Source organism: Cohnella sp. LGH (assembly GCF_017671885.1).
Taxonomy (GTDB): domain Bacteria; phylum Bacillota; class Bacilli; order Paenibacillales; family Paenibacillaceae; genus Cohnella; species Cohnella phaseoli.
In genome coordinates this window covers 2,115,866-2,139,099 of the sequence record NZ_CP072117.1, presented here as the reverse complement: position 1 = coordinate 2,139,099, position 23,234 = coordinate 2,115,866, and the positions used below count along the sequence as shown (strand labels likewise).

The following is a 23,234-nucleotide window of genomic DNA, read 5'->3' as shown; positions in this document are numbered from 1 at the left end:
AGTGACAGCCTAACTTCAAGTATTAACGTGTACAGTGACGTTTCAATCCACACTCCCGTATAGGGAGTGACGTACCGATAAGGCGCTTCGTCCGGAGCGTCTCGAGTTTCAATCCACACTCCCGTATAGGGAGTGACAATGTGGACGTAAGCAGCATGGACCTGACGGACGTTTCAATCCACACTCCCGTATAGGGAGTGACCCGCACGCTCCACTTCGGCACGGATCTCCGCGACGTTTCAATCCACACTCCCGTATAGGGAGTGACGATTGACACACATCGCGCAGCCGGTAGACAAACGTTTCAATCCACACTCCCGTATAGGGAGTGACGCTCATGGACTCGGAACTCATGTATAACCGCATGTTTCAATCCACACTCCCGTATAGGGAGTGACGTGGTACAGAGAAGCATTAATAGCCGTAGAGGAGTTTCAATCCACACTCCCGTATAGGGAGTGACTCTCGGCATTCTTACCGTCAATCACGTTGTTGAGTTTCAATCCACACTCCCGTATAGGGAGTGACTTTAAGTAAGCTCATGCTTTACCTCCAAGTGATTGTTTCAATCCACACTCCCGTATAGGGAGTGACATCACTAGTCGGTGCATCGTAGTCGACGGCCATGTTTCAATCCACACTCCCGTATAGGGAGTGACTTGTTAACAATGTCGAGTTTGCTGTAAAAAGTATGTTTCAATCCACACCCCCGTAAAGGGAGTGACACGGCGCGTCGCGCCGGCGGCATTATCCATGCCGTTTCAATCCACACCCCCGTAAAGGGAGTGACACAACAACAGGCGATGATGCAGCAACAATCGATGGTTTCAATCCACACCCCCGTAAAGGGAGTGACATATGACTCAACTAGCAAACGAAATCAAGTCAGGTTTCAATCCACACCCCCGTAAAGGGAGTGACCAGCGTAAGGATCAATACGGCATCTATACGAGCGTTTCAATCCACACCCCCGTAAAGGGAGTGACCTGTCGCCCGCATTGGGGGGGGGAGCGCTTCGCAGTTTCAATCCACACCCCCGTAAAGGGAGTGACTCAGTGAGAGTGTATTGCTTAATTCCCGCAATGTTTCAATCCACACCCCCGTAAAGGGAGTGACCTTACGCACGGTCCATCCAGGATAACCAAGCGCGTTTCAATCCACACCCCCGTAAAGGGAGTGACATTCGATCGGCTCTAGCGCTCTTTGCGGATCATGTTTCAATCCACACCCCCGTAAAGGGAGTGACGCAGCGTAGGGTTGCAATCTTCCGGCCGGACGAGTTTCAATCCACACCCCCGTAAAGGGAGTGACCGAGCTTTATCTGACGGAAGAGTTCGCTCGGGCGTTTCAATCCACACCCCCGTAAAGGGAGTGACTCCGCTCTAGCACACGGTTCTCGACATAACCAAGGTTTCAATCCACACCCCCGTAAAGGGAGTGACAGCGAGCATGCTGAGCCCTTGCTGGGCAAGGGATTTAGAGCCCAAAAGTGCGACTCAGCATTTTTGATGGGGAAAAGCGAGTGGTAAATTAGCTCGAAATGCCGAAAACCCTTGTGTCGTAAGAGGTGCGAATCTCCCGGGAAAAACATGTGAGCCTAGGGTTCGCACCAGATATTTTCAGTATAGATCAGGAGATGATATTCTCCAATACTTTAAGCTAGACAGGTTAATAGCAAAAATGAAACTACCGTTTCCAATTGCAGGTCATCGTTAGTTTTTCCCCGTCCAGCTTGGCCGTCAGAGAGCCGTTCATTTTGTTCATCAAGCTTTTGGCGATGGAAAGCCCTAATCCCGATCCTTGAGAGGATCGGGTACGATCCGCAGTATAGAATCGGTTAAACAGCAGATGGACATCGCTTCCGACAAGCTTTTGGGCATCGTTCACAATAATCAAATCTACCGTCTCCGGCTTTGGTTCGAGCCAGATTTGAACATGGCCGGCTGCATGCTTGATTGTGTTGGCTAGCAAATTTTCAACCACTCTTCGAATAGCTGATTCATCAGCATACAAATGTACATTCTCATCCGGTAAGCGGATTTCCGGCGTAATCTCACGTTCATTAAAAGAATCGTAAAAACCGAATAGAATGTCGGAGACTAGGTTAGTCAGCTCAATTTTGTCAGGTCTGAGGGGGTAATCCAAAGACTCGATCACGGACAGCTCGAAAAAATCGTTCAGAAGCGACTGAAGCCTCTTCGTCCGATTTTTCACGATAGTGACATATTGGAGCTTCTCATCGGGCGTAATCGACTCGGCCTCCAACAGTTGAATATAACCGAAGATGGACGTCAGGGGTGTTCGAATATCGTGGGAAATGTTTGCGATGGCTTGCCGAAGTTCGTTTTCGATTTGCGTTCTTTGGGCATTCGCTTCGACGATAAGATGGGATTGTCGATTAATCTCGCTTGCAAGAGCTTCTAGGCGGCGGTCGAATAAGGATACGTCGATTTTCTTGCCGGTTTCCCCTGAGTTGTAGCAGCGTAGTTGCTTCGTTATGCGTCCTAACTCACGTCTAATCAGGATCAGGCGGAAGAGCAGGAGTGCGGCTGCCACAATCGCCACGATGAACAGAATAAACACGCTCCGACTCCTCCTCGCCTGATTTACTTGATTTCTTTTCTACGATATACCAGAACGCCGAGAAAACCAGCAATAGCAAATGTGAGCATTGGCGCAAGCAGAAGTGCAGGCAAATCAGAGTTGCTGATGACGGGGTTGCCAATTACTCCGATTAGCTTAAACATAGAGTAGTCGTACAGCATCTTAAAGAAATTAATCTTCGAGCCTAAGCCGGCTAAAGCTGTATCGATGATAAGGAAGAAAATCATGGTAAAGCCGATCGTTTTACCGCTGTCGGTCAAAATGACGGTGAACAGTGCCCCAATAGATGCGAATCCAGTAGCGTACAGCAGGGTTAATCCCAAAACACGCAGGATAAAAAGCAGCGTATTCCCTTCCGGCAGTTCGCCAAATCCAGACAACAGTGTGACCGTCACGGTGCTTACGAACGGAAACACCAGCGAGAGCGCCATCGTCCCGACGGAAAATCCAATCAGTTTGGCCGTAAACAGCCGTCCTCTGGTATTGCCGGAAGACGCGATTGTTTTCATGACGCCGGAAGAATACTCGTTGGAGATAAAGAAACCGGCTAGAATAGCTACAGCGAGCTTGATCACATAGGCATTCCCGGATATAAAATGGATTAGAAATTCGGCGCCTTTAATCTGGGGTTCGCCGCTCGTCTTATAATCAACATAGTATAAAAGAGGGTATACGATGGATAGGGCGGCCAGCGCGAGCAGCAGCGTCCAGAGCGATCTATTTTTGCGCAGCTTGTAGAACTCGACTTTAATCAAATTATACATGCGGAACACCACCTCCGATCCGCTTCGTAAAATAACTCTCCAAATCCTCGCCCATTGGCGTAAATTGCTCGATCTCCAGACCGGCGGCGAACAGCGACGATGATATTTTACTTGGATGTTCAATTCGACTGAACAGCTTGATAACCCCATTCTGCATCACTTCGAAGTCGGCGGTGCCCAGCTTATTCTGAATAACGGCAGCGGCCTTGTCCGGGTTGTCTACTTTGATCATGACGTATTGCTGGCACTTCTCCTCTAATTCTTGGGCGGTAAGCTGTTCCAGCAACTGGCCGTGATGAATGATGCCGTAATGACTTGCCATCTGATGCAGTTCGCTCAGAATATGGCTGGATATGAGAATTGTAATGCCAAGCTCACGATTTAGGCGTTTGATCAACTCGCGCATTTCCACAACGCCCATCGGGTCCAGCCCGTTCGTCGGCTCATCCAGAATCAGAAATTCGGGATCGCCAAGCAAGGCGATTGCAAGCCCCAGTCGTTGCTTCATGCCGAGGGAGAAGTTTTTTGCTTTTTTCTTGCCGACCCCGTGCAGTCCGACCTGCTGAAGCATTCTGGGGACGCACTCTTTACCGGGGATGCCGCGCAAAATGCGGTTCGCTTCCAAGTTCTCGGCGGCGGTCATATGAGGAAACAGGGCGGGACTTTCAATGATGGAGCCGATCCGCTTGCGGGCTTGAATCAACGCTTTATTTTCACCGGAACCGAACAACTCGATCGAGCCGTCGGTCGGGAAAGCAAGTCCGGTCACGATGCGGATCAACGTAGATTTCCCGGCTCCGTTCTGTCCGATAAACCCGTAGATGGCGCCTTTTCGAATGGATAGGTTGACTTTGTCGAGCGCCGCGTGTCCTTTGAATTTTTTGGTGAGTTGATTGGTTTGCAATACGTATTGGTGCATGATCGTCTTGGCCTCCTTCTTGTGATAGACCAAGTATAGAAATGAAGAGATAAGAAGTGCTTAAGCGAAACATTAAGAATCTCTTAAGGCACTTAGGGCTTGAGTCGATAACCCATACCCCACACGGTCTCGATAAAATCTTTCCCGGGAGCGGCCTTGGCTAGCTTGTTGCGTAAGTTGCTAATATGGACGTTAACGGTATTGTCGTCTCCGTGGTAGGGTTCCTGCCAGACGCTCTCGTACAAATTGGCTTTTGTGAATACCTTCTTCGGAGAGGACAACAGCAAGGCAAGAATCTCATATTCTCGACTTGTGAGCGTGAGCTTGATGTCGTTCACAGAGATCGACATCGCATCGCGGTCCAGCATAAGCTCCTTGTGACAGAGCACGTTGGGCAAAGCCGGTTGGGCGATTCGTGCGTACAGCCGCAGTTGAGAGTCGATTCGTGCCGATACTTCCTCTATGTCGAACGGTTTCGTAATGAAATCGTCCGCTCCCCCGCGCAGCGCGGTCACTTTGGTCTGCGGCTCACCTTTGGCCGAAATGATAATAACGGGCATATCGCCATTTCTGTCGATTCGTTGAAGCAATTCCTCGCCAGTCATTCCAGGCAACATAAGATCGAGCAGCAGCATGCTCCATTGCCGTTGCTCCAGATAGAGAAGCGCCTCTGTCCCCGAAAAGGCCGGTTGCGGGGTGTATCCGCTTTTCTTGATAATGCCGCAGAGCAACTGACTAATTTCGCTATCGTCCTCTGCAACAAGGATATGTACAGGTTTGGTCATTTCTTCTCCTTTCATCGCAGGGAGCTGTTCTGGTTTCAATTCGTACTCACGTGGGGGAGTGACTCTACGTTCACTATGGAAAGAATGGATCTGATTGAAGATATGGACTATCAATCCTATTATAAGCTTTTCCTAAAGGGTTGTGGGAGATATACTTCTGGGGTGCAAAGCTATGCCGTGTTAAAAGAAACAGAGACGAAGGTGTCCCAAAATACAAGGTGAGATTGTTACATAAACGAATCGAGTCAATGAGAAAGGAGGCAGAGCGTGGAACGGACAGAGACGGAACAAATTGTAATGGCCGTAAAGCAAGGAGAGAGGGAAAGTTACGGCAGGCTGGTCGAAGTCTATCAGCAGCGAATTTTTCGATATTGTTTTCATATGTTGGGGCAAATGCAGGAAGCGGAGGATGTTGCGCAGGACGTGTTCATCAAAGGGTTTGAACGACTTGAGCAGTACCAGGAAGGGACTAATTTCGGGGCGTGGTTGTATAAAATCGCTTATCGAGAGTGCCTGAACAAACTGAAGCGGGCTAAAACCTATGAGCGTCTAATCCGTCTTTTTGTGAGGACGGCCCCGGTAGTAGAATCGCATCCGGTGCCAGATGTAGAATACAATGCCGAGCTTCGTCTGGCGATGCTGCGTCTGAATCCGGAGGACAGGCATATTATTTTGCTGCGGATTGTGGAGGAGAATCGATTCGAGGATATTGCAGAACAGCTCAATATGAGCTACGCGGCGGTTCGCAAAAGATACGAGAGGGCGAAACGGAAGCTTAAAAACGGGTTGACTGAAAAGGAGGGAGAGTCCGATGAACAAAGCCGAAGTCTTTCTTACTGAGGAGCAGGAGCTGCAACGAAAATTTGGCGAGACCAGATTGCCTCAAATTCAGTTGAAGGCTCGGGTATTGGAAGAGCTAGACACGACAAAAGAGGTTTTTCCGGAGAAGGCTAACGCTCGTCGTTCCAGACGACTTCTTGCTGCGATCAGCATGGTCATATCTGTAGTTGCGCTAATCAGCCTGTTGTCCATTTTCCCAGCTTCGGCAGAGCAATTGCGAAAAATTCCAGTTATCGGGAAGGTATTTGAGGGGAATATTTTTGATTTTGCAGGAGATAGCGGAATCGTAATCGGTCAAAAGTCTGGGCTTTCTTCCGGGGTAAACGAGGAAGCCAATGATCAGGGAGTCACAATTAAGCTGCAAGACGTTCTTTATGACGGTGCGAGATTGTCAATAGGTTACGAGATTGTTTCGGAACAGGCGAATCATTTGATCTTTTTGGAAAATGTCAGAGTTAGCATTAATGGTGTTTTTCGCCCCGATGCCAGACCAGGCGCCCAACCGCATCTTCTTGATGCCAAACATGCTGCTGGAATTATGACGATCGATTTGGATGAGCCGGAGAAGGAGGACCGCTTCGAGCTAGAGCTTCTAATTGGCGGTGTGAGCGGTATGAATGAAGGAAACCAAACGAAAGTCAGCGGCGAATGGGGCTTTAAGATGAACGTTGAAAATCGTATCGCTGACAGCGAATATATTTCGCTTGCCGACGGCTACTCGGCGAGTTGGAAAGGAGATCGCTTTCAACTGACCGGATATATGGCGACTCCGGTGACGACGAAAGTGGATTTTCTCTATTCCGGCAATACGGAGTGGTTAGGTTTTCAGCTTAAGGATGATAGAGGAATGTTGATTGAAATGCTGGATATAGCTTTTACAGTCGGCAAGAATGGAACGGTGGAAGGGACAGTTCGATTTGTTCCGCTTCCTCCAGGTACGACAAGGGTGGAGGTCACGCCTTACAACTTGTTGGTGGGAAAAAAGGATACAGAGAAGAAAGTTACAGCCAAGCTAACGACCGATTATCCGATCGTGTTGTCACAGGGAGAGGTAGGAGAGATTGTTGTTCAGAACGTCGAGTTTAGGCAGGATAAAACGTTGATCCACTACGAAGTGAAAGGTAAGAACCCGTATTCGCAATACGCCTCGCTTTGGCTGGAGACGCCGGATGGACAGCGGTTTATCTCGGATAATGGGAAGCGGACTAGAGTCAGCGATACCTCTTACGAGTACATTCTGGAATATCCTGCATTGGATGCGTCGCAGCTCTATTTCCTAGGGACAATGCCTCAGACGGATCTTGAGTTGCAGGAGGAACTTGCGGTAAGTGTTGCGGTTCGTGAGTAGGTCACAAAAAGGCGCTCCCACCGGGAGCGCCTATTGACTGTGGCTGTGGCGGAAATGGAAGCCTTCATGAATCCCCTTAAACCGCAGAAACCTATTCGATCAGAGAACGGGTCCACAAGACTGCCCTTCCACCAGTCGAACTTCCAGCAACTTAGAAAGGTTAATGGGTTCCTCATCTAAAATATGGCGCGCCATGTGCTGGGCCGCAATATCCCCCAACTTTTCAAATTGTGTATCCACATGCGTTAATTTGAATGGCAGAATAAGTCCCCAACCGTTTTGTACACCGCTGATGATGGATAAATCTTCAGGGATGCGAAGGTTCAATTCATCGGCCGCTTTCTTGACTCCGACCGCCAGAAGATCGTCCGCGGTGAAGATCGCCGTAGGGCGACGTTCCGATCGCAGAAGCTTTAGTGCTTCGATATAGCCGCATTCCAGTGTTAGATTTGTCTCTGATTCCATCATTTCAAGCTCGGGGAGAGTTCGGGAAACGGCCGTTACACCCTCGCGGAGGTCGGTAGAAAGCGTCATATTAGACGGCCCATTCAGAAATCCGATTCTCCGATGCCCGAATTTTATTAAATGTTCTATGGCAATACTGCCGGCTTTGACATTATCGACGTCTACATAGGGAATTTGTGCGGTCAGGATACCCGGCCGGCCCACGATGATGAACGGAATTTTCTCTGACAGAAGATGAATCAATTCTTCATTGCTGACGGAAGGACAAGTTAAAATCAAACCTCCGACTTGCCGTTCTTTGAACAATTTCACAAATAACCGGCTGGAATCCTCTCGCGACATGGACGTAAACATCTGCATAATTAAATTATTCTGGGAACAAAACTGGCAAATAGCGGCCGAAAGGGTAGAGAAAAACAGACTTTGTTTGACCTGATCGCTCGAAAACGGCATGAAGAGGCCAATCGATCGTACTTTGTTGTTAACAAGAAGACGGGCAGTGAGATTGGGATGATAATCGAGCGCATGGATAGCGCGTTGAACTTTGTCCAACGTTTTTTTGCTGACCAGTTCAGGGGTATTAATTGTTCTGGATACCGTTTGCGCAGACACGCCTGCCAATTTGGCAACGTCGGTAATTGTACTAGCCATTTACAGAAGCCCCATTCTATATTTGTCATCGTTAACATTTGTTATGGAACGTATCGTATTTCTTTACTAAGCTTACGCGTTATGGCGTGAAATTACAAGTATTTACGGCAGAAACATGCACAATTTCGTTATATAAAATCAGTGTTGGGGTTATTGACAACGCTTTCCTCTGTTGTTATGATCGATTCGAGTGTTAACGTTAACATTTTGATGAAGCGGGAAGGGGAGACAGAAGAACGCGTCAGAATTTGATCTGTACCAAACCAGATTCCAAAAAGCTTAACAAGAGACACAACTCATAAGGGGATGACAGCCAATGAAAAAGTTCGGTACCGTTTGTTTGACTTCTGCGCTGATCGTGACGACTCTGTCCGCATGCAGCGGTAATTCTGGTTCAAGCGAATCTCCAGGTTCGTCCGAGACTTCCGCTTCACCCGCGAGCTCTGCACCTGTCGAATCCAAATCGCCTGTTGCCTTTACTATCGTTCATAACCAAGGGGAATACGCGTGGCCCTCCTACGAAAAAATTGTAGCCGATTACAATGAAAAGTCCGGAAATAAGGCCACCTTGAAGTACATCCCGGCGCAGGAATCAGAGAGCTGGTTACAAGCTCAATTCATCGCCCACTCCGAACCTGAAATTGTAAGCGGCACTTCGAAATTTGCGGATGCATACAAAAACGGCTGGATTGTCGATCTGCTGCCTTATTTGGACGAAGTCAGCCCCTACACGAACAAGCCGTGGAAAGAATCGTTTCTTCCAGGACTGATCGAATCGGCGATTGATAAGACCGATGCGAACAATCCCCGTCTGTTCGGCATTCCAACGCAGGTCGTCACGGTGAACTTGTATTACAACAAAGATATCTTCAACGAAATCGGCGTTGCGCAGCCGCCGGCTACCATTTCTGAATTCCTTGAAGTGGCACAGAAAGCAAAGGATGCGGGCTACATTCCATTCAGCATTCAAAACTCCATGGATTGGAATCTGGGTTGGCTGGCTTCCGACGTATTCGGCTATTTGTGGAAATCGCGCTTGGCTGAACTGGATACGAACGGTTCTGGCAAAGTGGAACCGAAGGAATGGGCAGAAGCCGTCCTTGCAGACAAAGTGACGAAGGACAGCCCGGAATTGAGAGAATACTTGCGGCTTATGAATGACTTGAAGCCTTTCTTTAACGAAGGCTTCAACAGCGCCAGCTGGGAGTTTGAGGGGATCTTCAACGACGGAAAATCCGCGATGGTGCTTAACGGCAGCTGGTATCCGAATCAACATCAGCAAGGCGGTTACCCCGTCAACTACGGCGTGGCGCCGATGCCTTATCTGGACACGGCTTATTCGAAGTTCGGTCAAGATGTCCGCTATAAATACAAGATCGGTTCGACGCCGAGCTTTGCCGTCAGCCGAAATGCCAAAGACAATAAGGCGGACGGGGCATCTGTTGAATTCTTGCAATACTTGACTGCCCCCGATGGGGGAGCCAAGGTGCTTGCCGAGGATCTCAACCTCATTCCGGTCGTATCGGACGTTGAAGTTCCTGAAATTTTGAAGCCGATCATGGAGTCCTTCGGAAATGACGAGAATATGGGTTTCCACGCCAATGAATTCACACCGGAGCAAAAAGACAGATGGTTGAAGAAACAGCAGGAATTTTTGGCAGGCAAAGCGACGGCGGATGAATTTTTGGAGGACTTCGGAAAAAACCTGAAGAAATTTGCGGAAGAAGCCGTCAAAAATCATCCGGAATGGAACGCAGAACAGTAGTATTTTGAACTTGGGATCGTTTCCGGCGCGTTCGGCAGATGTAGGGTATGCCGATCGCGCCGGATTCCGGCCGGGGAGGCAATCATGAGCAAGACGATGCGCTATATGTGGCTTTACGCTTGTTTATTTCCTACTTTTTTCTTTGTCGGTTTGTTCCTGTTATATCCGTCTATAGAAGCTTTCAGAATGTCGTTTCTGGACTGGAACATGACCAATTATTTGAATCCGACATTTGCCGGCTTGGACAATTATGTCGAGTTGTTGCAGGATCCCATCTTCCGAAACAGTTTTATTATTCTACTGGCATTTCTTTTGTGGAACATTATCATCCTGCAAGGCGCATCCATCTTGGGAGCGTACCTGATCAACTATTTGGGCAATACCGGATTGGCTGGATTTTTTAAAGTTTCTTTCACAATTCCGATGGTGCTTCCGGGCATGGTCACGACGATGTTTTGGCTTTTCTTCTACGAACCTGGAAACGGGATGCTAAATCATACGCTCGGCTTGCTCGGTTTGGAAAACTGGCAAAGAATCTGGCTGGGCGATAGCCAATTGACGGCAATGCTGTCCATTATGATGAAAGGATTTCCATGGGTAAGCGGGCTGGGATTCCTCATCTATTTGGCTGGATTTCAAAATATCGACGAGTCTTTAAGGGAAGCGGCCAGGATAGACGGCGCTTCTGCATGGAAAATCTTCTGGACCGTGGATTTGCAATTGATCTTGCCGCAAATCAGGTTGACAACGGTGTTGGTATTAATCGGCGGAACGCAACAGTTTAGCGATCAGCTTATCATGACCAAGGGCGGCCCGGGTTACGACACCATGGTTCCTGGACTGTACATGTTTAATAACGCATTTACTTACGGTAAGCTGGGGACCGGTTCGGCAATCGGCGTCATTCTATTCGTGATTACGCTTGGATTGACCTTGCTGAATATGAAGTTTATGCGGGAAAAGGGGTAACGCGGATGGATCGCCAAAGGTTTGCGCGCATCATTGTCATTGTGTTCCTGTTCGCACTGTTGTTTTTCACGCTGTTCCCCATGTATTTCATGCTTGTAACAGCGTTTAAAACGAATTATCAGTTATCGATCAACTATTTTGGTCTTCCCTTGACCCCGCATGTGGAATTTATCAGCGATGCTGCATCCAAGATCGGCTTGTATCTGAAGAATTCCATTATTGTGTCCGGGGCCACTGTCCTTGGCGTTTTGGCGGTTTCCAGTCTTAGCGCTTATGTGTTTGCTCGATTTGATTTTCCGTTAAAATCGGCTCTGTTTCTGGTATTGTTGTCTTTCTTGATGATACCGGGCATTCTGACGCTCATTCCGCAGTTCGTTCTGGTGACGAATTTGAAATTAATCAATAGTCCCTGGGCAGCGATTCTTCCTTATATCGCAAGCGGACAGTTGGTCGTCATTTTCGTATTTCGCACCTTCTTTGAAGAAATCCCCAGAGAACTTACGGAGAGCATCCGAATGGACGGGGGCAGCGAACCGGTTGTCTTTTTCCGGCTGGTGCTGCCGCTTGCTTTTCCGATCTTTTTATCGATGGGTCTAGTGAATATTTTGTCGACATGGAACGATTTTATATGGCCGCTGCTGGTCCTTTCCGATCAATCCAAGTTAACTGTCACTGTAGGCTTATATCGCTTCATGGATCCCCAACAAATCATTTACGGCTCAATGTTCTCCGGGATGACACTCGCCTCAATCCCGCTAATGGTACTGTTCGCCTTCACCATGAAATATTTTGTTCAAGGCATGACATCCGGTGCGGTAAAAGCATAAGAAGCAGGAGGAAAGAAAGTTGATATGAGCACCTACAAATCGATTCATATCGTTGCCCATACCCACTGGGACAGGGAATGGTATTTGCCGTTTGAAACTTTTCGGTTTCGGCTTGTCGGCCTGATTGACCGTTTGCTGCGCACGATGGACGAGGACAAGGCCTATCGCTTTCATCTCGACGGTCAAGTGATCGCTTTGGAGGATTACCTTGAAATCAGACCGGAGCGTCGGGCGGATCTTGAGCGGCTTATTCAAGAAGGCCGATTGACGATTGGGCCGTGGTACGTGCTCGTGGACGAGTTTCTCGTCAGCGGGGAATCCATGATTCGCAATCTGGAGGAGGGAAGGCGAATCGGCTCGTCCTTTGGACCGATGTTGGAGATCGGCTACTTGCCGGACACCTTCGGCCACATTGCTCAAATGCCTCAACTGTTGAAGGAATACGGGTTTGAGTACGCGCTCATCTGGCGCGGTTTAAACGGGGCTCCGGAACAAGTGCCTACCGAATTCGAATGGGAGAGCCCGAGCGGGCACCGGGTCAAGACCGTACATCTGTCACATATGTACGGATATACGAGTGCCATGAACTTGCCTATCGATCAGGAGCAAGCCGAGGACCGGCTGCGCGAGTTGATTGGCCATATTGGTCCGCATGCCAAGAGCGGACATGTGCTGTTAATGAATGGCTTCGATCATATGGAGCCCCAGCGCCATATTTCCGCCATGATCGAACAATGGAACGCAAAGCCGAATGAATCTCCGATAAAATTCTCTTCTATTGAAAGCTACGTTCAAGACTGCTTTGACGAACTGCCGGACGTTCCGGTGTTGGGCGGAGAATTCAGACGTACGAGCCATACGCCGGGCGGCGTAATCAACACGATCCTTCCGAACGTGCTTTCGGCCAGAGTGTATCTCAAGCAGCAGAACGCGACCGCGCAAAATTTGCTGGAAAGATTGGTCGAGCCGCTGGAGGCATTGGCGCTTGCGGCCGGAGATAGGCATCATCCCGCCTTTGTCCGACAAGCTTGGAAATACGTATTGCAGAATCATCCCCATGACAGCATTTGCGGCTGCAGTATCGACGATGTGCATGACGAAATGGAGACGCGCAACCGCAAAGCCGGTCATATCGGCGAACAACTGGTCACGGAGGCGCTTGCGCGGATGTCCGACAGAGTCGATCTGTCGTGGCTGCCGCCGGACAGCCAGCCGGTGCTGCTGTTCAATCCGCTGCCTTGGCGAAGAGATGCGCTAGCCGAAATCGAACTTGACGCGGATGACGCCACGCTATACAGATCCGTCAAGGTCACGGACGAGGCCAGCGAATCGTACGAGGCGGAAATCGTCGGATACGAGAAGGTTTGTCCGATTGAAAACGATTCTTTGCGGTACCCCCTGAGCAAAGGGGAGACTTACAGACACAAAGTCCGTATTCTCGTTCGTCAATTGCCGCCGCTTGGCTATAAGACGATTGCCGCTCAATTACGAAAGATACCGGAACTTGCGCATATCCCGGCGAAGGCGATCTCCAACTCGATTGAAAATGAGTTCGTCCGGATTACGGCAGAGCCTGACGGCACCTTGACCTGGCTCGATTTGGAGACTGGAGAGTCTATGCATGGTCTTCATCGATTCGAGGACAGCGGCGACGTTGGCGACGAATATGTATACTCCGGCCCGTTACTGAACGAACATTTCACGTCCGCGACCGTCCGAAGCGTTCGCGTATCGGGAGAAAGCCGCGGATGGCAGCGTATGACCGTATCCTACGAGCTGCTCGTACCGCGCTCGGCGGAACCGGATTCCCGAAGGAGAAGCTCGGATTTGGTTGCCTTGGACATCCGGACGGAAGTGACGCTTTTATCGCGCAGCCGCACCGCGTCTGTCCAAACGACGGTGGACAACCGCGCGCTTGACCATCGCTTGCGTCTGTTGTTTCCAATGAGGAAAGGAGTTCGGCCCATTCAGGCGGGAGGCGCGTTCGATGTGTCGGGACGTCCGGACTGCGTGCAGCAGCCCCCCGAGGACGTCTGGGTGGAGAATGAACCGACGTCTTTTCCTTTTCATCATTACGTGTTTGCCGACCATGGTGAAACCAGAACGATTGTTAACGCGCATGGTCTGCATGAATACGAATGGATTCCTTCCGACCGTGCGAATGATGAAGGGACATTGGCGATTACCTTGTTGCGGAGCGTCGCCTATCTCGGCGGCGGAGATCGCGGGATGGCGACGACCAATCGCCCCGGGCCCGGCTTAAAGACTCCGGGAGGTCAAGTACAAAGGGTGCTGATCTTCCACTATGGTTTGACTGTCGATCGTCGCGATCGCGCAATCGCACCTTGGCGTGTGGCGGATGAACAGGCGATTTCAGTTCAAAGTCGCAGCATCCCTATTCCCTGCCAAGAGGTGAAAACCGCTCCGGCGATGACGGAATATCGACAAAGCGGACAACTCGGTTGGCTGGAGATCGACAATGCGCTCTTGCAGGTGACCAGCCTTCGTCCGGCTCCGGATGACCGAGAGGGCATCGAGCTTCGGTTAGTCAACCTCGGAGAAACGGCTGCCAGCGGCTTCATCCGGGTCCGATTGCCGATTCTCAGCGCCCATACAATCGGTCTGAATGGCGAAATTCGCCGCGAGCTAACGTTGAAGACGGACGGCACCGATCGTTCTCTGTCCGTAGAGTTGAAGCCGAAGGAAATTGTCACGATCCAATTCAAGACAAAGGAATGAATCGAATGTCAGACATTCACAAAAGCCAAGTTCGACCCGTATCGCCATCCGAGTACGATCGAGTGCAAGAGAACTTGTCGTCCGGCTGGAACACCTGGTATACCCGCAGCGTCCTGACGCATGTGCTGCTTCCGGAGTGTGCCGCGGTCAAATTAGGCATCAAGGAATACCGGGAAGGCGGTTTTCTCGCCGAAGCCTTGATCGGACGGCAAGGCAAGGATCAGGAGGTCGTGCGGCCCGGATTGCGCAGCTACGATGGGGCGTATACCGAACTGACCTTGCAATGGCGCGACATCGAGCTGCGAGTTGAAAGCGCGGTAGAGAACGGAGAACTTTTCCTGTTGGTCACTCCGCTGCGCAACCAACTCAAGCCCGCCGTTCTGATCGCCGAATGCGGCATCCTGTGGAACGGCAAAGGCTATGTCCAGCACGCGAACGACGGAAGCATCGAAGCTGTCTTTCCGGATCGGAACGTTAGACTCTATTCGACCGGCCCCGTCATCGAGGAATATCATGTCTCCGCATCCGGACCCTATATGGCTTTGTCCCTCCATGAGACGGTCGGCTTATCGACTGGCAAGCCGTACGAGTTGGCGGCTATCCAGGAGCTCATCAATCAGCGGCGCCGCGGAATTGCGGAAGCGCGCCGATCGGCATTCGGCGATGCAGCGGATTTGTACGCTTCCATGCAGGCTTGCATGGCATGGGATACCATCTACGAACCCAAATTTCAACGGGTCGTCACACCGGTAAGTCGGATCTGGAACGACCAAGGCTATAAGCTTTTCTGCTGGGATACCTACTTTGCCGCTTACATGTGTATGGAGGACAATCGGGCGCTTGCTTACGCCAATGCGGTCGAGATCACTCGTGCGGCTGTGGCTGACGGCTTCGTGCCGAACTTCGACTGGTCGGGAACGGTCATTTCGCGGGATCGCTCCCAACCGCCGGTAGGCTCGTTTATTGTCCTGCAGCTCTATCGCAAGTACGGCGATCGTTGGTTTCTGGAAGAAGTATACGAGCAGCTTTGCGCATGGAATGCTTGGTGGCCGGATAATCGACAGATCGAGGAAGGATTACTGGCCTGGGGCTCGAATACGATGACACCGGCAGCGGATAACTTCTGGGAAACGGCCGGCGTTCACGATACGTTCGGGGCTGCGCTTGAATCCGGGTTGGATAATTCGCCGATGTACGACGAAATTCCGTTCGATAAAACCCAAAACGCGCTTAAACTTGCCGATGCCGGTCTGATGGGTTTGTATATTTGGGATTGTCTCGCTTTGGCGGAGATCGCCGATATTCTCGATGATCGCGAGCGTGCTGAAGCGCTTCGCCGATCGGCGGATCGGTTTGGTTCGGGCATGCAACGTTTATGGGACGAGAAAACGGGCATTTTCCGTAATTTGCGGACCGATACCGGAGCATTCAGCGAACGTTTGTCTCCGACGAATTTCTACCCGTTGCTGACGCCTTATGTTTCCGATACGCAAGTAAGGCGCATGATTGACGAGCACTTATTAAATCCGGCGGAGTTCTGGGGGGATTGGGTATTGCCGTCCATCTCGCGGAATGATCCGGCCTATCCGGATCAGGAATACTGGCGTGGGCGAATATGGGCGCCGATGAATCTACTCGTCTACCTCGGTCTGCGCAGCCAGGGTGAAACAGAGACGGCTCGACTTCTCGCGGACAAATCGGCCGAGCTCATTCTCAAGGAATGGGCGGCGCACGGCCATGTTCATGAAAATTACAACGGCAATACCGGCGAGGGCTGCGACGTAATCACAAGCGATCGCTATTATCATTGGGGAGGCTTGCTTGCCCTGATTGCCTTGATGGATCGCGGTTATGCCGTTTCCCCGCAAGAGTTGAAAAAAGAGTCTCTATAGACAATAACAGAAGCAACGGTTCATGGATATAAATGGACCGTTGCTTCTGAGATAGGATTGAAAGCGAATACACAAAAAACGGTCCTGCTAATATGCAAAATCAATTTACGAGGGGGCTTGATTATGAAACGATCCAAGTTGTTAGTCAAATCGTGGACAGTTGTTATGATAGCAGCTCTAATTCTCACATCCTTTGTCTACCCGGCGAGCAAGAGTGCAGCTATGGTGAGCGGCATTGAATTATTCGTTAATACGACTGTATCCTCGGTAGATACGACGGTCGTGAAGTCCGGAACCGGTACAGTCGGAACATCCATGACCTTAACCACGCAGATCGGGAATAATGGGGATACGCCTACGCCCGCCGGTCAGAACGTTACCGTGAAGCTCTATATTGACGGCGATTACATCAGCTCACAGCAAATCATTCCCCCAGGAGGGGGATTTAATATGGCGGTGAACGCGTCCGGTCAAGCTTGGAGTTTAAGATATTTAACTTGGACCTGGACCCCGACTAAAGATGGCAACCATTTGATTCAATATGAAATCGTAAATGATTACAGCGATGTGTCTGCGCCAAACAATCATTGGATCTATACGGCTGTAGTAACAGATTCGACTGCCGGTGTGCTGGATACCGTTGATTTGGGCAATAGCGGCAGCGAAACGAGCCATGGACTTTCATCTAATGGCGGTGGAACGGGGACTTATCATGAAAGCATCGGAAAAATTGCCGAGACTTATAATTACCGAAATACCGGCAGCAATGCGGGAGACTGGTTCAGCGTTAACATAGCCAACAACTCAAATCGTTACGGAACGCTTGCAATCAGGGAGATCCATCCGGTCGGTTCGGCGAATTATCGTAAGGTGCTAGACAATCCGGATCAGACGGGTTTGGGTAGCAACGGCATTCCCCTTGATGTGAATGCGACCGGTCAGACGTTTACAACCGGGCCGAACACGACTTACATTCCTTCTATAGCGGTTCAGATTGAGAAGGTCGGACTTATCTACACTTCCACAAGTATGAATTTGACGTTGACATTGTGGGATTCCCCCTATAAGCATCAACAACTTGCTGAAAGCACCTTGTTGGCTCAATCCGTTCAAGGGGGGTATGCATGGGAGATTTTCAACTTTGCCGAGGATGTCGGCGTACTTCCCAACAGCCAGTATTACATGGAGTTTACGACGAGCAAGCCGTTCGATATGAATAATCGGTACATTCTTTATGGTTACAACACCAGTTCGTATGCGGGTGGTACGCTCTACTCCGGCGGATCCCCGATCAGCGGAAAAACGTTATCCTTCAAAACCGGTCCGAATATTCCCACCTCATACGATATACAGGTGGATGGGCAACAAGTTGGAGGTATCGATCAATTGGCGACAGGCAGCGGCTTTACGGCACTTGATGTTGACAACTCGACCCCACCCGGTCAAACCTTTGCCGTTGGAAACACAACGGAACTTCAGGCCATCGCCCTGCAAGTAGAGAAGGCGGGTTCAATCCCGGCGGATAATGCCTTGGTGCTGACGCTTTATGACACACCGACGACAAGTGACAGTTCTTATCTGGCTACAAAGCCTTGGAATACGCATGTCATCGGTCAAGCCGTTCTTTCCCCTGACGAGGTGCCGGGAGGTTATAACTGGGCGACCTTCGTATTTCCGCAAAAAGTGCTTGTCTTTCCAGGAAGAACCTACTATTTCGAAGTGACGACTGTAAAAGCGTTCGATTCGTCCAGGCGATTTGTATTGGGGTTCTATCCGACGAGCACTTACAATCGCGGCTCTTTGTATACGAACCGTTCGATTCAAAGCGGACAGACCCTGTCTTTCAAAAGTTCCCACAACCCGCTGTTTAAGACACGAAATCTGTATGATCGCGGAATTGGCGCGCTTACCCATTTTGTGGACTTGCAGCAGTTGTACGCCGGAAGCTCAATTTCGGTCAAAGTTGTCAACCAATTGCCAGGTTCGGTTAATAACGCGTACATCGATAAAATGTGGAATTATGCCGGCTTCGACACCTATGCGTCGAGGTACGATGTTCCCCTGTATTTCTCGCCCTTGCTCGGCCGTGCCAGTGAGGATTCCACAACTCAGCATTATCCGGAACAGGTCGATGTCATTAAGAACAACGTGCTTACCCGCACCGACAATTATCTTGGCGGCAATTCCATAAACCCCGGTTTTTCATTGGAAGAATGGTATGCCAAAAATACGTTAAACGTGCAAACCGATATCGATTATATTCTGGGAGTAGCTAAAACCGCTGGAATACCCGTGAATCTATATTTGAACTCGACTTGGGGCGGAACGCCGAACAGCCCTTACGATTCCATCCTCTATGATCAGATCCTATTCAGCGGCACGGATAATTACAGAGATCCCAATATGAATCTGCTGACGCAATCGCTGAATTACGCAACGGACCCGCATTATGGAAGGACAATTCCAAATATCTGGGGCAGTACTCCATGGCTTACATTTAATAATGGCGGATTCACGAGTCCCGCCTCAGGTACCTTAAACGGATTCAAGAAGGATCGGCTTGGGTTGAGTACGGATCAATTAAACAAGAACATGCTTGATTTGGCGAACAGTAACCAAGACAATCTTTTACTAAGCGTATCGGGTGACAACGAACCGGCTTACTGGGCCTATCAGATGGACACCGATTCGGATCCAACACTTGGGTATGCTTCCGTCAACAGCGGGAATATGCGCGTACGGGGGGCCGGAGATTTCGGACCGGATGCCGTTGCACAAGCCAGTGCGGACGGCGTGACCCTGAACCCATATACCGGCAACTGGGATACGATGAAGCAGTGGTGGCAGACCAATCTGAATAACTACAACCAGTTTATATATGGCAACATCAATAAAGGTCTTTATAAACCGGTCACGAAGATCCACAACAACACGATTACCTACGCGACGGATGGGGTCAAACATAATCTGTTCACGCAAAATCCGACTCATCCGACTTATCCTTTATTTGATAATTATCATTCCGGCTACGAGGCTGCAGTCGTGAACGAAGCGGCAACCGGAATCGAAAGCTACTTTCTGAGTCACGACTACTCCCATGCACAGCGAATCATCAATAATGTCGGCCGAACGGCCAACTTGAACCAAGAGCACAGCGGATTGCCGCTCGAAGGCTATGACAAGAATATGGCCGGTTCATTTATGCTGGGCCTCAGGTATGTAACGCTTTACAATGTCATGAGCATATCCGGTCCGTATCATAGCCCAAGCTTTATTGCCTTTAACGATAAAGTAAGCGCCTTTTCCGGCGACCCGATTCGCATCGCTACATTAGTCAATCCACGCAGGAAGAATTTGACGATAGCTGCCGAACGAGACGCGGTTCGTTTGAGAAATTCGTTCACGCTTCTTCCGGGAGATACACTCGCCTCAATGAAGCTGACTGCAGGAGATACAGCTTATCATGCCGGCGACTTTAATGGAGCTTATCGGAATTATATTGAAGCAGAGAGCGCGGCGGCTTCTCTCTTGCCGGCACCTTTTGTAGTATCGGGAACACAGGGGACATTATCCCCTTACCCGTTACAAGTTACGGCGGTTTCCAGTGCCAAGTCGAATATTGTGGTTACGGTGAACAGCAGTTCGGAACTGGAATTTACAGCAAGCTCAACGGCATCCGGCTCGGTCACTTATAAGACAACCAGTGCGATCGGATCCAACCAGGTTTATGTCAATGGATCATTGGTTTCCTCAACGGCTAACGGTACAGGAAGACAGTTCAGTTATTCCCATACTGCCGGTGATACGGTTACCGTAGAGTTTAAATAGAAACACAATTGAGAGAAGTGGCTGTAACCCGATGGGCAAGGGGCTGTCCCATAAGCAGAGTTGCTTGAGATGATCGATAGACAAAGAAAGGGGGGTGTACCTCCCCCTTGAACCTTAATCATCGAGTATCTTTCCCAACAACTTGGCTGGTTTATGGGACATCCCCTTGTTCTCATATAAGAGAGGAAGCTATTCCTATGATTAAGGTAAGTTCGCTGACAACCGAATACGCAATGAACCCCTTGGGAACGGACAAGTCCAATCCCCGGCTTGGATGGATAAACGAGTCTATGCAGCGTGGGCAACGTCAAACGGCCTATCGCATTCTGGTTTCCGCAATTGCACAGAATCTGGATTCCGAAATCGGCGAAGTATGGGACTCCGGAAAATGCGCGAGCGACCGCTGTGTTTCTATCGACTACTCAGGAGAAAAACTGCAATCGGCTACCCGCTATTACTGGAAAGTATGCGTGTGGGACGAGAAGGATCGTATTTCCACATGGAGTCCAATCGCTTGGTGGGAGACGGGCTTCCTTCATACGGAGGATTGGTCCGGTGTGTGGCTCTCATCTGACAGCGAACATGCACCGCTATTTCGCAGCGAGTTCCAAGTTGACAAGCTCCTCAAACAAGCCAGGCTGTATATAAGCGCTGCCGGTTATTGCGAAGCGTATCTGAACGGCAGCAAAGTTGGGGACCACAAGTTGGAACCGGCTTTTACCGTTTATAATAAACGAAATTTATATCATGTCTATGATGTCGGAGCGCAGCTGGTGGCGGGAAAGAACTGTGTCGGTGTTGAGCTTGGCAGAGGGTTTTACGGATTGCAAACACCCAATGTCTGGAACTGGCATAGGGTCAAGTGGAATGACAATCCCCGGTTTATTGCCCAATTGGTCATTCAATACATAGACGGTACCGTGCTTCTCGTCAAGACGGACGATCGTTGGGAGTTGATTGGGGAAGGACCGACCATATCCGATTCCATATTTGCCGGTGAGCAGTACGACGCAAGAAAGTGCCGGACGAATTGGAGTAAAGCCGGTTTTAATGCCGCGGAGACCATTAAACCGAAGGTAGTTCCCGCACCATCGCGACGGCTCGAAACCCAGTCTATGCCGCCGATTCGAGTCGTAGGTCAAGTGGATGCTGCAAAAATGACCGTTTTGGGGGAGGGCCATTATGTTTTCGATATGGGCGACACGATAGCCGGGTGGGTGGAAACGAATATTCAAGGTGGGGGATCGGGACAATCCGTCTCGTTTATTTACGGCGAAAAGCTGGATGAAACCGGCCGTGTCGATAACCGCCAGATTGCGATCGAGGCGGAAATACAAACGGATCACTACATAAAATCAAGCGAGCGGGCTGAAAAATGGGAGCCCAAATTCAGCTATAAGGGCTTTCGGTATGTAGAGATTATTGGGCAAGGAATCAGACTGAGCTTGTCTGATGTGGTTGGCAAACGCGTTCATACCGATTTGCGGTCAACGGGACAATTTCAGTGCTCCAATATTCTGTTTAATTGGATTCACGAGGCAACCCGTAAGACGCTGCTGAACAATTTTCACGGCATTATTACCGATACGCCCAAATATGAGAAAAATGGCTGGCTTGGCGATGCCCAGTTGATTGCCGAAACGGCTGCCTTTCAGTTTGATATGGCCTTGTTCTGGGAAAAGTGGCTGATCGACATGCGCGATTCCCAACGGGATGACGGGTATATTCCCGTTATGATTCCCGATAGCGGATGGGGGGACTTTCACGCACCTGAATGGAGTAGCGCCTATGTCCTGATCGCCTGGCGTTTGTACTGGTACTATGACGATGTCCAGGTGCTTCGGGAGCATTACGGCAACTTGAAAAGATACGTCGAATATGAGATCGCCTTGCTTGACAGAGGAATGTCCAGCAGCGACTTGGGTGATTGGCTGGCTCCCGGTTATCCGGAAGGACGTTCCCCGGAGGGAGGTCAATTGACTTCCTCGTTCCACCTCCATTTGGTGCTGCGAACGATGACCGACATTGCGGGCATATTGGGATTTTCGATGGATAGCGAGCGGTACGGGAAATTGGCTGAAGAAACGGCTGAAGCCATAAACCGCGATTGTCTCGATCTGGAGAATGGACTTTACTATACGAATAAAGCAACGGGATATCGGCAAACGTCAAATATACTGCCGCTTGCACTCTCAGTCGTTCCCTCGAATGTTGAAAGACTGGTCGAGAACCGCCTGCTCCATGATATTGAACGACGATCGAACGGTCATGCTGATGTGGGTATTATTGGGCATAAGTATTTTTACCCGACTCTGACACGTTTGGGATATGGAGAGGCAGCCTATCGGGCAGCGACGCAGCTTACTTATCCGAGCATAGGGCTATGGTTTCAACAGGAAGCGACTGCGTTATGGGAATATTGGGATGTTAACACACGTTCGAGAAATCATTATATGTTCGGGACCATCGTGCAATGGTTTTATGAGTATATAGCCGGCATTCGGCAAACTGCAGCCGGTTGGTCCGAAATGGAGGTCAAGCCTTACCCGCTTGGCGACCTAACGTCGGCCGAAGCGACGCTTGACACGGTCAAAGGGATCATTCATGTTGCATGGATCCGTACGGTGGACATCTCGTTCAAACTGACGGTGCATGTCCCAGTTCAATCGCGTGCAAGGGTTCACGTTCCTGTATTACCGGCAGGGCAAATAACGGAAAATGGGTTGCCGGCTGATCAGGCCAGCGGCATTCGATATATCAAAGACGAAAACGGATATCGGGTATATGAAATCGAAGCAGGTCGTTACGCATTCGCAAGCAGATAATCTCTGAAATATC

General features: G+C 49.9%; 14 protein-coding genes and 1 CRISPR repeat array (1 of these 15 cut by a window edge). Of the genes, 9 read left to right on the top strand and 5 right to left on the bottom strand.

From position 1 onward, the window contains the following. Positions 1 to 1,442: a CRISPR direct-repeat array (repeat unit 32 nt; unit sequence GTTTCAATCCACACTCCCGTATAGGGAGTGAC); it reaches 356 nt to the left of the window's first position. Positions 1,443 to 1,686: 244 nt separating this feature from the next. The 4 genes from J4772_RS08620 to J4772_RS08605 form a co-directional block, all read right to left on the bottom strand. Beyond that, the gene (locus tag J4772_RS08620) at positions 1,687 to 2,583 is read right to left on the bottom strand and encodes a sensor histidine kinase (protein WP_209074903.1); all 897 of its coding nucleotides are present in this window, start codon (positions 2,581 to 2,583) and stop codon (positions 1,687 to 1,689) included. A gap of 23 nt (positions 2,584 to 2,606) precedes the next feature. Then, entirely contained in the window at positions 2,607 to 3,368 is a 762-nt protein-coding gene (locus tag J4772_RS08615; protein ID WP_209074902.1) for an ABC transporter permease, read from the bottom strand. Further along, positions 3,361 to 4,287 carry an ABC transporter ATP-binding protein gene (locus J4772_RS08610; RefSeq protein ID WP_209074901.1) on the bottom strand — a complete coding sequence of 309 codons (927 nt, stop codon included), beginning with the start codon at positions 4,285 to 4,287 and terminating at the stop codon, positions 3,361 to 3,363. Before J4772_RS08610 ends, J4772_RS08615 begins: the two co-directional genes overlap by 8 nt. A 92-nt stretch (positions 4,288 to 4,379) precedes the next feature. Further along, the gene (locus J4772_RS08605) at positions 4,380 to 5,072 is read right to left on the bottom strand and encodes a response regulator transcription factor (RefSeq protein ID WP_209074900.1); all 693 of its coding nucleotides are present in this window, start codon (positions 5,070 to 5,072) and stop codon (positions 4,380 to 4,382) included. A 267-nt stretch (positions 5,073 to 5,339) separates the two neighbouring features. Here J4772_RS08605 and J4772_RS08600 point away from each other — a divergent pair, with 267 nt between their 5' ends. Together J4772_RS08600 and J4772_RS08595 are read left to right on the top strand one after the other, a co-directional pair. After that, complete coding sequence (locus tag J4772_RS08600; protein ID WP_209074899.1) at positions 5,340 to 5,912, top strand: RNA polymerase sigma factor; 573 nt, start codon at positions 5,340 to 5,342, stop codon at positions 5,910 to 5,912. Further along, positions 5,884 to 7,260, top strand: coding sequence for a DUF4179 domain-containing protein (locus tag J4772_RS08595; RefSeq protein ID WP_209074898.1), 1,377 nt, complete (start codon positions 5,884 to 5,886; stop codon positions 7,258 to 7,260). The genes J4772_RS08600 and J4772_RS08595 overlap by 29 nt, the downstream gene beginning before the upstream one ends. Before the next feature lie 99 nt (positions 7,261 to 7,359). Here J4772_RS08595 and J4772_RS08590 read toward each other — a convergent pair whose 3' ends face one another. After that, complete coding sequence (locus J4772_RS08590; protein WP_209074897.1) at positions 7,360 to 8,376, bottom strand: LacI family DNA-binding transcriptional regulator; 1,017 nt, start codon at positions 8,374 to 8,376, stop codon at positions 7,360 to 7,362. Positions 8,377 to 8,692: 316 nt separating this feature from the next. Between J4772_RS08590 and J4772_RS08585 the strand changes: the two genes are divergently transcribed. The 7 genes from J4772_RS08585 to J4772_RS08555 all read left to right on the top strand — a co-directional run bounded on the left by J4772_RS08585 (position 8,693) and on the right by J4772_RS08555 (position 23,221). After that, a complete protein-coding gene (locus J4772_RS08585; protein ID WP_209074896.1) occupies positions 8,693 to 10,141 on the top strand; it encodes an ABC transporter substrate-binding protein in 1,449 nt (482 codons plus the stop codon). Between the two features lie 84 nt (positions 10,142 to 10,225). After that, positions 10,226 to 11,110: a carbohydrate ABC transporter permease gene (locus tag J4772_RS08580; protein WP_209074895.1), complete on the top strand. Its 885-nt coding sequence runs from the start codon at positions 10,226 to 10,228 to the stop codon at positions 11,108 to 11,110. Between the two features lie 5 nt (positions 11,111 to 11,115). Then, positions 11,116 to 11,937 carry a carbohydrate ABC transporter permease gene (locus tag J4772_RS08575; protein WP_209074894.1) on the top strand — a complete coding sequence of 274 codons (822 nt, stop codon included), beginning with the start codon at positions 11,116 to 11,118 and terminating at the stop codon, positions 11,935 to 11,937. Between the two features lie 24 nt (positions 11,938 to 11,961). Beyond that, complete coding sequence (locus J4772_RS08570; protein WP_209074893.1) at positions 11,962 to 14,676, top strand: glycoside hydrolase family 38 N-terminal domain-containing protein; 2,715 nt, start codon at positions 11,962 to 11,964, stop codon at positions 14,674 to 14,676. Positions 14,677 to 14,681: 5 nt separating this feature from the next. Beyond that, positions 14,682 to 16,568, top strand: coding sequence for an MGH1-like glycoside hydrolase domain-containing protein (locus J4772_RS08565; protein ID WP_209074892.1), 1,887 nt, complete (start codon positions 14,682 to 14,684; stop codon positions 16,566 to 16,568). 123 nt (positions 16,569 to 16,691) lie between these two features. Continuing rightward, positions 16,692 to 20,396: a hypothetical protein gene (locus J4772_RS08560; protein WP_209074891.1), complete on the top strand. Its 3,705-nt coding sequence runs from the start codon at positions 16,692 to 16,694 to the stop codon at positions 20,394 to 20,396. A 107-nt stretch (positions 20,397 to 20,503) separates the two neighbouring features. Next, a complete protein-coding gene (locus tag J4772_RS08555; RefSeq protein WP_209074890.1) occupies positions 20,504 to 23,221 on the top strand; it encodes an alpha-L-rhamnosidase in 2,718 nt (905 codons plus the stop codon). Positions 23,222 to 23,234: the final 13 nt, after the last annotated feature.